Raw genomic sequence first — 10,052 nt, forward strand, 5'->3', positions numbered from 1 at the left:
CACGCCAACACGCCGGGAAGTTCGGGCGACCACCCATTAGTTGAACGGTGCCCTGGAACATTCCAGTCCACTATGGGCCGGTGATTGATCCGGCGCCTCAACCGCCCGCCATCGCGCCGACGATCAGGTACGGCTGCTCGCCCGCCGCCACCGCCGGTGGCAGCGGCGCGTCCGGCGGCTCGTTGGAGAGGTCTTCCTCGCAGGCGAAGAACCGGATGAAGGCCCGGCGCAGCTGGGTTTCCTGGTTCCGGATCGTGCCGCGCAACATCGGGTACCGGGTCTCCAGGGCGTCGAGCACCGCGCGCTGCGTCGGCCGGCCGGCGACGTCCAGCTCGATCTCGCGGTCCGCGATCTTGGCGAGCGTCCGCAGGTGGGCGGGGAGCGCGACCCGGATCATGGCAGCGTCTGCACCTCGACGGACAGGACCGCCGGGAGGTCCCGGACGATCGGCCGCCAGTTGTTCCCGGCGTCGGGCGACACGTACACCTGGCCGCCGGTGGTGCCGAAGTAGATGCCGCACTCGTCCAGCGAATCCACGGCCATCGCGTCGCGCAGCACGTTGACGTAGCAGTGGCTCTGCGGCAGGCCGTTGGTCAGCGGCTCCCACTCGTGGCCGCCGGTCCGGCTGCGGTAGACGCGGAGCCTGCCCTCCGGCGGGTAGTGCTGCTCGTCGCTCTGGATCGGGACGACGTAGACCGTGTCCGGCTCGTGGGCGTGCACGTCGATCGGGAAGCCGAAGTCGGACGGCAGGTCGCCGCTGATCTCGTACCAGGAATCGCCGGCGTCGTCGCTGCGCATCACGTCCCAGTGCTTCTGCATGAACAGCACGTCCGGGCGCTCCCGGTGCAGCGCGATGCGGTGCACGCAGTGGCCGACCTCGGCGTCCGGATCGGCGATGCCCTCCGAGCGAAGGCCGCGGTTGATCGGCTGCCAGCTCTTGCCGCCGTCGTCGGTGCGGAAGGCGCCCGCCGCCGAGATCGCGGTGAACATCCGGTTCGGGTCGTCCGGCGCGTGGATGATCGTGTGCAGGCACATCCCGCCGGCGCCCGGTTGCCAGCCGGGGGCGGAGCGGTGCTCGCGCAGCGCGGGCAGCTCGTGCCAGGTCTTGCCGCCGTCGGTGGTGCGGAACAGCGCGGCGTCCTCGACCCCGGCGTGCACGGTGTCCGGGTCGGTCGGCGACGGTTCGAGGTGCCAGACCCGCTCGAACTCCCAGGGGTGCGGGGTGCCGTCGTACCAGAGGTGCGTGCCGGGCGTGCCGTCGTAGGAGAACCGGTTCCCCACCGGCTCCCAGGTCCGGCCGCCGTCGTCGGAGCGCTGGATCAGCTGGCCGAACCAGCCGAGCGACTGCGAGGCGTACAGCCGGTCCGGGTCCGCCGGCGAGCCCTTGAGGTGGTACAGCTGCCAGCCGCCGAAGTGCGGGCCGCTGATGTCCCACCGCTCGCGGGTGCCGTCCGCGGTCAGGATGAACGCGCCCTTGCGGGTGCCGACGAGAACTCGAACACGGCTCATGGGGACACTCCCTGGTCAGCGGCGAGCAGCGGGTCCATCGCCGGTCAATGTAGGACCGCGGACCGGCGATGTCCTGTTGAACGCTCGCGAGCGCTTCGGGCCGCCGGGCCGGCCCGAAGCGCTCCCGCGTCAGGCCGGCGCCGGTTCGTGGTCGGCGACCGAGCCGAACAGGGCCTCGGAGCGCAGGGCCGCGTAGCCGGGCTTGATCACCTCGTTGATCAGCGCCAGGCGCTGGTCGAACGGGATGAACGCCGACTTCATCGCGTTCACCGTGAACCACTGCAGGTCGTCGAGCGAGTAGTGGAAGTTCTCGACCAGCTCGGTGAACTCGCGGGTCATCGACGTCTGGCTCATCAGCCGGTTGTCGGTGTTCACCGTGACCCGGAAGCCCAGCCGCCGCAGCAACGCGATCGGGTGGTCCGCGACCGACGCGACGGTGCCGGTGTGCACGTTCGAGCGCGGGCACATCTCCAGCGGGATGCGCCGGTCCCGCACGAACGACGCCAGCCTGCCGAGCCGGGCGGTGCCGTCCTCGGCGATGTCGATGTCGTCCACGATGCGCACGCCGTGGCCCAGCCGGGCCGCGCCGCACCACTGGATGGCCTCCCAGATCGACGGCAGCCCGAAGCCCTCGCCGGCGTGGATGGTGAAGTGGCAGTTCTCCCGCCGCAGGTACTCGAACGCCTCCAGCGAGCGGGTGGGCGGGAAGCCGGCCTCCGGGCCCGCGATGTCGAAGCCCACGACGCCCGCGTCGCGGTACCGCACGACGAGTTCCGCGATCTCCCGGGCGCGCGCCTCCTGGCGCATCGCGCACAGCAGCACGCCGATGCGGATGCGGTTGCCCGCTTCCCGCGCCCGCGCCGCTCCGCGCCGGAACCCGTCGAGCATCGCCTCGACGACCTCGTCCAGCGACAACCCCTGCTGGGTGCTCAGCTCCGGTGCGTGGCGGACCTCGGCGTACACGACGCCGTCCGCGGCCAGGTCCTCGGCGCATTCGGCGGCGACCCTGCTGATCGCGTCCGCGGTCTGCATGACGCCGACGGTGTGCACGAATCGCTCCAGGTACTCCTCCAGCGAGCCGGCCCCGGCCGCGGCGGCGAACCACTCGGTGACTCCGGCGACGTCGGACGCCGGCAGCGCGCCGTAGCCCTGCTGCTCCGCCAGTTCCACGACCGTCTCGGGGCGCAGCCCGCCGTCGAGGTGGTCGTGCAGCAGCACCTTCGGGGCGCGGCGGAGCTGGTCGGCGGTCGGCGAGTCGGGCACTTGTTCCCTCCCGGGGTTCGGTGTTCCCGGCGGCCTCGGCCGGGATTTCCTGTCTGACATGTTAGGCATGTTGGCGGAAGGATCTACCCGCCGAAGGTGACCTACGTCAAGGTGTGGTCTCCGGTTCTTCTCCGGCTTGCCGGAGTTGACGTGCGGGACCATCTCTCTTAACTTGTCTGACATCAACCCGGCAGGAGGTGCGGCGTGGCTTCCAGACGACCTCAGCGTCGACCGGTCGTGGACCTCTACGAGCGGATCGCCGAGGCCATCAGGCAGGGCACCTATCCGCCGGGTTCGACGCTGCCGTCCGAGCCGGACCTCGCGACTGAGCTCGGCGTGAGCCGGCCGGCGCTGCGGGAAGCGTTGATCCTCCTCCAGGAGGACGGCGTGATCACCGTGCGGCGGGGAGTGGGGCGGACGGTCAGCGACCGCCCGGCCCGGCGAGGCTTCGAACGGCTGCAACCGGTCGAGGACCTGCTGGGCGCGGACAGCGCCAAGGTGCGGCCGCTGGTGCGCGACATCGAACAGCCGACCGACCTGGTGATGCAGCACCTGCCGGTGCCGGCCAGCTGCGAGATCCGGTTCTGGGAGAGCGTCGTCGACGTCGACGGCGTGCCGTCCTGCCTGGTGGAGGAGTGGAGCGTGCACGACGAGGCGCTGGCCGCCGTCGAGCCCGCGCTGCCCGGAGCCCTGGCGGCGGCCGAAGCCCGGCCTAGCACGATGCTGCACGTCATCGGCTCGATCGACCCGCACCTGCCGCTCAGCGGCACCAGCACGATCAACGCGACCGTGCTCGGGCGGCGCCGCGGGGAGGTCTTCGACCGGTCGCCGGACACGCCGGTCGTGCTGGTCACGCAGGTCGTCTCGATGGAGCGGACCCCGCTGATCGCCGCCAAGTACGTGCTGCCCAGCGGCGCGCCGGGCCTCCCGGTGCGCCAATCCCGATGAACACCGAACAACCACAGCCGGAGCTCCGCGGGCCCGTCTCGATCTGACGTGATCAACCGCTCCGCTTCCCGAGTCCCGCGAGACTCCGCTCCCAGCAGAAAGGCGCGCTACCGATGGCGTCCAAGGAAACCCTGATCGTCGACTGCGACACCGGAATCGACGACGCGTTGGCGTTGCTCTACCTGCTGAGGGACCCGGACGTCGACATCCGGGCTGTGACCACGGTCTTCGGCAACATCGACGCGGTCACCGCGGCCGACAACACGCTGCGGGTGCTCGAACTGGCCGGGCGGCCGGACATCCCGGTGGCCATCGGCGCCCGCGACAACTGGCTAGGGAACGCGCACTTCGCGCCGTACGTGCACGGCGCGGACGGCCTCGGCAACACGGACCTGCCCGCGCCGACGGCCAGGCCGGTCGCCGAGCCGGCTGCGGAACTCATCGTGCGCCTCGCCAGGGAGAACCCCGGAACGCTGCACCTGCTCGCGGTCGGTCCGCTGACGAACCTGGCCACCGCCGTCCTGCTCGAGCCCGAACTGCCCGAGCTGGTCAAGCACGTCACGATCATGGGCGGCGCGATCCGGCATCCGGGCAACGCCACCCCGGCGGCCGAGGCGAACATCAGCAACGACCCGGAGGCGGCGCGAACGGTGCTGACCGCCGGCTGGCCGATCACGCTGGTGCCGCTGGACGCGACCATGGGCGAGCGGATCACCGAGGGGCACCAGCGCCGGCTCCGCGAGACCGGCACGCCGGTCACCGCCTTCGCGGCGCAGATGCTGGACCAGTACTTCAACTTCTACGAGGGGAACGTGTTCGGCGACCGCAGCGCGGCCTGCCACGATCCGCTGGCCGCGGCCATCGCGGTCGGCGACGTCTCCCCGGTGCTGGCGCCGGTCGTCGCGGTCGACGTGGAGACGAGCCAGGGGCCGGGGCGCGGCGCGACCGTCGCCGACGTCCGCGGGCAGTACCGGAACTTCCCGGCCCAGGACGATGCGCACGTGCGCGTGGTGCTGGAGACCGGCGGCGACTTCGCCGAGCTGCTGGCCGATCGGCTGTGCGACGACCCCACCCCGACGCGACGCGTGGCGTGAGAGGGGATTTGCGATGACGCGCACCGAAGACGTCGTCGTGGTCGGTTCGCTGAACGTCGACCTGGCCGCGCGCGTGCAACGCCATCCGCTGCCGGGCGAAACGGTGCACGCCGCATCGCTGGCCACCAGCGCAGGCGGCAAGGGCGCCAACCAGGCGGTCGCCGCGGCGCGGCTCGGCGCCCGAACGGCGCTGGTGGGCCGGGTCGGCGCGGACGCGCACGGCGAGATGCTGCTGGCCGCCCTGCGCGCCGATGGCGTCGGCACCGAGCACACCCGCCGCGACGCCGAAGAGGTCACCGGAACCGCGCTGATCACCGTCTCGGACACCGGCGAGAACAGCATCATCGTGTCCGCCGGGGCGAACGCGCGCCTGTCGCCGGCGGACATCGCGGCCGCTCAACCGCTGATCGCGGCGGCGCGGGTGGTGTCGGTCGTGCTGGAGGTGCCGGTCGAAACCGTCGTCGCCGCGGCCCGCGCCGCGCGGGCGGCCGGGGCGCGGTTCGTGCTGAACCTGTCCCCGGTGGTCGACCTGCCCGCCGAGGTGCTGGAGCTCGCCGACCCGCTGATCGTCAACGAGCACGAAGCCAGGGAGATCCTGCGGCGCAACGGCTTTCCAGTGCCCGCCGAGAACGCCGGGCACGCGACCGGGCTCCTTCGGGTCGGTGCGCGTTCGGTGGTGGTCACCTTCGGCGCGGACGGCGCGGCGGTCGCGGATGCCGGTCATGCCGAGGAAGTTCCCGGTGCGCCGGCCGACGCGGTCGACACCACCGGGGCGGGTGATGCTTTCGCCGCCACCGCGGCATGGCGGCTGAGCCAGGGCGATTCGCTTCCCACTGCCGTGCGGTGGGCGACCCGCGTGGGGGCCTGCAGCGTGCAACACTCCGGTGCGCAAGCGTCCTATCCCACGCTCGACCGCGTGCTGAGCGGGGCCGGGCTGCCGAAGTAGCCGCCGCCAGGAGGTTCCGCATCGTGTCCGGTCGAAGGTCCTCCGCATTCCCCGGGATCGCCTCGTCCCTCGCCCTGCTCGGCGTGCTCGCCACCGGGTGCGCCGCCGCGCAGGGCGCCGAAGGCGCGAAGGCCGAACCCGCCCCGAACCTGACCGACGTGAAGCGGTCCATCGTGGACTACCACGATTCGGGGGAGTGGGAGGCCGACATCGCCGAGGCCGATCGCCGCGGCCAGGACTACCTGGCCCAGCGGCTGGCGGAGGGCGTGCCGAAACCCGCGATCGTGCTCGACATCGACGAAGGGGACCAGGAATCCGACCTGGCCGGCGGCCACGCCGAACGCGGCGTGAAGCTGCCCAACCCGATGTACGAGCTGGACTGACCCCGCAACTTCCGTCCACTGTGGTCGGATCGTGGTCCTGGCGGTCGTAGGTTGGGGCGATGAGCGGCCCGGCAGCGCCGCTGCGCCCGATCGACCTGGCCCGGGATGCCGGGACCGGAATCGGTCCGGATCGCCGACGGAAGGAGGTCCTCGTCCGCGTAGTTGCGGACGAGCCGGGTCGAGATCCCAAGGCTCCAGCCTCCTGGGCCACTACCTGGACGACGAATCTTTACATTGACAAGATTCGACCCGAACAGGCATCTTGTCACTGACAAGTTTGCTCTCTCCTGGGGAGGCCGAGATGGCTCCGTTGATCATCCTGTTGGCCGTCACGCTGGTGCTGCTGGTGGCGGGCGCCGTCGGCGTCCGCGGCCTGAGGCCCTGGCCGGTCGCCGTGCGCGGCGGGCTCGCGGCGATGTTCGTGGCGACCGGCATCGCTCATTTCGTCGGCATGCGGGAGCAGCTCATCAGCATGGTGCCGCCGGCGCTGCCCGCGCCCGGCCTGCTCGTCACCGTCACCGGGATCCTGGAGCTGGTGGGCGCGGCAGGGCTGCTGTGGCACCGCACCGCGCCGTGGGCCGCGGGCGGGCTCGGGCTCATGCTCATCGCGATGTTCCCCGCGAACGTCTACGCGGCGCTGGAAGGAATCCTCACCGCCGCGGACGACCAACTCGTCCCGCGAACCGCGATGCAGGTCGTCTTCCTGGCCGCCACCGCCGTGGTCGTCGTCCACCACGTGCGGGCTCGCAATGGACGCGCGGCCGAGGCGAACTGAGTTTTTCCTGATCAGGTCCCGTGAGTGGGTGGGGGTGCTACAGCGCCCCGAACCACTCGCGGGTCATCGTCGCCGGGCTCAACGGGGGGCGGGGAGCCGGTGGATGTCCTCGGTCGGCAGGGCGTTTCGTCGCAGGCCGCGAAAGGCGTCTGCGGTGGGTCGTTGTGCTCGCCTCGAGCGGAAAACCCCGATCGAGTTCCCGCGGCGGGGCGCCGTCGCGCGGGAACTCGATCGTTTCGGGGGTCCCGGTGCCAGGGGAAGTCCACTGAGGACTCCGGCGCCGGGGTCGGGGCGGGGTCTTGGCGGCGGGCCGGTGTCAGGCGGAGGCGGCCAGCCAGGTCGAGCGGCCGGCGTGGGTCGGCAGCCAGCAGCCCGTGGGCTGGGCGCCGAGGTCCGGGGCCGGTTCGGACAGTGCGAGCAGCTCGGCGATCACTTCGCGCGCGGGACCGGTGGTTCGCCACAGGACCTTGCTCGGGAAGAGGACGTCCGGCTCGTCACCGGGGATCCGCGCGGCATCGGCTTCGTGCTCGCTGAACAGCTGCACGATGTCGAAAACCCCGCGGTGGACCCGGATTCCCACCACGGCGACCAGGCCGCCGTCGGCGTCGCGCGGGTGCGCGAACTGGAAATCGCGGGCTACCAGGGCTTGCAGGCCGTTGGTAATCTCGTTCATGGCGCCACCGAGTTTCGTCGTCAAGGGCTTCAACCATGGCTCCGCGCGGAGCGTTGGGACGGCTCGTCAGACGAGGTCGTCGAACTCGCCGTCCTTGGCCCCGTGCAGGAATGCGGCAATCTCATCCCGGCTGTAGACCAGTGCTGGACCCTCGGGGTAGCGCGAGTTTCTGACGGCGATGCCGCCGTCGACCAACGGTGCCAATTCAACGCAGTTGCCCACCGCTCCGCTGTGGCGGCTCTTTCGCCACACCACGTTGGGCAGCTGCTGCGCGGGCATACCGTTCTGGATGTTCGTCATCCGAACCTCACCCTTCCCCGACTAACGCTGCACGATCATCTGCACGTGCAGTTGATCGTGCACCCAAGGTAGCAGGTGCAGATGCACGATTGAATGCACGTGCATCTCAATGAGACCTTGATCACTCGACGAGAGGAATCTTGTTCACTGTTAAGTGACCCGCGGTCAGTGAATGAGTGCTATGCGCAGTCGTCGGCGCGCGCAGAAGTGCCACCGGGTGCGGATCCCGGTGGCACGTCGATCAGCTGTGCTTCAGGGCCTTGAGCAGCGTCTTGCGGGTCTGCTCCGGCGTCTGCGCGTCGACCGCGAGCCGGTGGCTGACCTTGCTGTAGACCTCGACCTCGTCCGGCTTGTCCAGGTAGAGCGCGCCGCAGAGGTGTTCCAGGTAGACGATGTCCGGCAGCTCCGGCTCGGCGAACCGCAGGATCGTGAACGCGCCCTCCGCGCCCGACCGGCCGAGCTCGAACGGCAGGATCTGCAGCGTCACCGCGGACATCGCCGTCGCATCGAGCAGGAACTGGATCTGCTCGCGCAGCACTTCGCGGCCGCCGATCGGCCGGTGCAGCACCGACTCGTCGATCACCGCCCACAACCGCGGCGCCTTCGGCTGGGTGAACAGCTTCTGGCGCTGCATGCGCAGCCGGACGCGCCGGTCCAGCTCGTCCTCCGGGAATTCCGGACGACCCTGGGTGGCGACCGCGCGGGCGTACTTCTCGGTCTGCAGCAGGCCGGGCACGAACTGGATCTCGTAGGTCTGGATGCGGGAGGCCGACTCCTCCAGCCCGACGTAGTCCTGGAACCACGAAGGCATCAGGTCGTTGAATCGGTGCCACCAGCCGGGTTCGTTGGACCGGCGGACGAGGTCCAGGAAGGACTCGTGCTCGGACGGGTCCGTCACGCCGTAGAGGGTCAGCAGGTCGGCGACGTCGCGTTCCTTGAAGCCGACTCGGCCGAGCTCCAGGCGGCTGATCTTCGATCCGGACCCGCGGATGGCATATCCGGCGTCCTCTCGGGAGATTCCGCTCGCCTCGCGCAACCGGCGCAGCTGACTGCCCAGCACGAGACGGCGGGCGGTGGGGCCGCTTCCCGTGGCACTGTCCGGAGCCACGCGGAACCTCCTGTGGAAATGGGCTCTATGACCCACTGTCGCGATCCAGTGGTTGAACGTTACGCGAGGGCATAGTAGTGGAATCCGGCCGCAGGTCGAGTGGCTTACCCGGATTGGCGGTATCTACCCGCACGTACGTTATCGGCCCTTGATCCCCTAACCTGGGGTTGTCGGGGGCGGAAAAACGGGGTTGGGGAGTGGCATGACACGAACCGGCGAAGGGCGCGGGGGCGTGCCGTCTGGCATCGATCCCACGAGGCCGAGCAGTTCGCGCGTCTACGACGCGATCCTCGGCGGCAAGGACAACTACAGCGCTGATCGCGGATTGCGCGACGCGCTCGCCGAAGTCACCCCGGAACCCGGCGCGCTGGCCAAGGACAACCGCGCCTTCCTGCAGCGGGTCACCCGGTACCTGGCCGGAACCGTCGGCATCGACCAGTTCCTGGACTGCGGATCCGGGCTGCCGACGCTGGAGAACACCCACGAGGTGGCGCAGCGGGTCAACGCGGACGCGGCCGTCGTCTACGTCGACAACGATCCGACCGCCATCGTGCACGGCCGCGCCCTGCTCGTGGAGAACGACAGCACGCACTTCGTCGCCGCGGACATCACGGATCCGGATCGCCTGCTCGCCGAGCGGGCCGTCGCCAGGTCGCTGGAGTGGTCCCGGCCGATCGGGCTGTTCCTGTTCAGCACGCTGCACCACATCGCCGACGAGGACGGCCCGCAGGAGCTGATGGCGCGCTACATCGACGCGCTGCCCGCCGGTTCCTACGTCGGGATCAGCCACTTCTGCCGTCCCGAGGACGCCGAGGCGGCCCGGCTGGCCGACCTGATGGAAGAGGCGTACCTCGGCGCGATGGGCAGCGGCTGGTTCCGGTCCCGGGAGGAGATCGAGCGCTACTTCGGCGGGCTCGAACTGCTGGCACCGGGGCTGGTGCCGGTGGCGACGTGGTGGCCGGACGGGCCCGGGGTGCCGGTGAACGCCTTCCACCGCTTGCTGATCGGCGGCGTCGCCCGCAAACCCTGACCGGCTGCAGGCGCTTTCGGACC

At 70.5% G+C, this 10,052-nt stretch carries 12 protein-coding genes; 6 read left to right on the plus strand and 6 right to left on the minus strand.

The window, feature by feature from the left end:
* Positions 1–97: 97 nt before the first annotated feature.
* The 3 genes from AC07EQ_RS11005 to AC07EQ_RS11015 form a co-directional block, all read right to left on the minus strand.
* The gene (locus AC07EQ_RS11005) at positions 98–397 is read right to left on the minus strand and encodes a MoaD/ThiS family protein (protein ID WP_478387837.1); all 300 of its coding nucleotides are present in this window, start codon (positions 395–397) and stop codon (positions 98–100) included.
* Positions 394–1,509, minus strand: coding sequence for a WD40/YVTN/BNR-like repeat-containing protein (locus AC07EQ_RS11010; RefSeq protein ID WP_478387838.1), 1,116 nt, complete (start codon positions 1,507–1,509; stop codon positions 394–396). The genes AC07EQ_RS11005 and AC07EQ_RS11010 overlap by 4 nt, the downstream gene beginning before the upstream one ends.
* Before the next feature lie 129 nt (positions 1,510–1,638).
* Positions 1,639–2,772 (minus strand): adenosine deaminase, encoded by a 1,134-nt coding sequence (locus tag AC07EQ_RS11015; RefSeq protein WP_478387839.1) that lies wholly within the window; start codon positions 2,770–2,772, stop codon positions 1,639–1,641.
* A 204-nt stretch (positions 2,773–2,976) separates the two neighbouring features.
* Between AC07EQ_RS11015 and AC07EQ_RS11020 the strand changes: the two genes are divergently transcribed.
* The 5 genes from AC07EQ_RS11020 to AC07EQ_RS11040 all read left to right on the plus strand — a co-directional run bounded on the left by AC07EQ_RS11020 (position 2,977) and on the right by AC07EQ_RS11040 (position 6,918).
* Entirely contained in the window at positions 2,977–3,720 is a 744-nt protein-coding gene (locus tag AC07EQ_RS11020; RefSeq protein ID WP_478387840.1) for a GntR family transcriptional regulator, read from the plus strand.
* A gap of 113 nt (positions 3,721–3,833) precedes the next feature.
* Positions 3,834–4,814, plus strand: a complete 981-nt coding sequence (locus AC07EQ_RS11025) for a nucleoside hydrolase (RefSeq protein ID WP_478387841.1) — start codon at positions 3,834–3,836, stop codon at positions 4,812–4,814.
* Between the two features lie 13 nt (positions 4,815–4,827).
* Positions 4,828–5,760, plus strand: a complete 933-nt coding sequence (locus AC07EQ_RS11030; protein ID WP_478387842.1) for a ribokinase — start codon at positions 4,828–4,830, stop codon at positions 5,758–5,760.
* 23 nt (positions 5,761–5,783) lie between these two features.
* The gene (locus AC07EQ_RS11035) at positions 5,784–6,143 is read left to right on the plus strand and encodes a hypothetical protein (protein WP_478387843.1); all 360 of its coding nucleotides are present in this window, start codon (positions 5,784–5,786) and stop codon (positions 6,141–6,143) included.
* 301 nt (positions 6,144–6,444) lie between these two features.
* Positions 6,445–6,918 carry a DoxX family protein gene (locus AC07EQ_RS11040; RefSeq protein WP_478387844.1) on the plus strand — a complete coding sequence of 158 codons (474 nt, stop codon included), beginning with the start codon at positions 6,445–6,447 and terminating at the stop codon, positions 6,916–6,918.
* 316 nt (positions 6,919–7,234) lie between these two features.
* Here the strand turns inward: AC07EQ_RS11040 and AC07EQ_RS11045 are convergent, their stop codons facing one another.
* The 3 genes from AC07EQ_RS11045 to AC07EQ_RS11055 all read right to left on the minus strand — a co-directional run bounded on the left by AC07EQ_RS11045 (position 7,235) and on the right by AC07EQ_RS11055 (position 8,999).
* On the minus strand, positions 7,235–7,591 hold the full coding sequence (locus tag AC07EQ_RS11045; protein WP_132486293.1) for a hypothetical protein: 357 nt from the start codon (positions 7,589–7,591) through the stop codon (positions 7,235–7,237).
* A gap of 66 nt (positions 7,592–7,657) precedes the next feature.
* Entirely contained in the window at positions 7,658–7,891 is a 234-nt protein-coding gene (locus tag AC07EQ_RS11050; RefSeq protein ID WP_358617215.1) for a DUF397 domain-containing protein, read from the minus strand.
* A 241-nt stretch (positions 7,892–8,132) separates the two neighbouring features.
* A complete protein-coding gene (locus tag AC07EQ_RS11055; RefSeq protein WP_132486289.1) occupies positions 8,133–8,999 on the minus strand; it encodes a helix-turn-helix domain-containing protein in 867 nt (288 codons plus the stop codon).
* A gap of 202 nt (positions 9,000–9,201) precedes the next feature.
* Between AC07EQ_RS11055 and AC07EQ_RS11060 the strand changes: the two genes are divergently transcribed.
* On the plus strand, positions 9,202–10,029 hold the full coding sequence (locus AC07EQ_RS11060; RefSeq protein ID WP_478387845.1) for an SAM-dependent methyltransferase: 828 nt from the start codon (positions 9,202–9,204) through the stop codon (positions 10,027–10,029).
* Positions 10,030–10,052 lie beyond the last annotated feature (23 nt).

It is taken from the genome of Saccharopolyspora sp. NPDC045839, assembly GCF_056431645.1.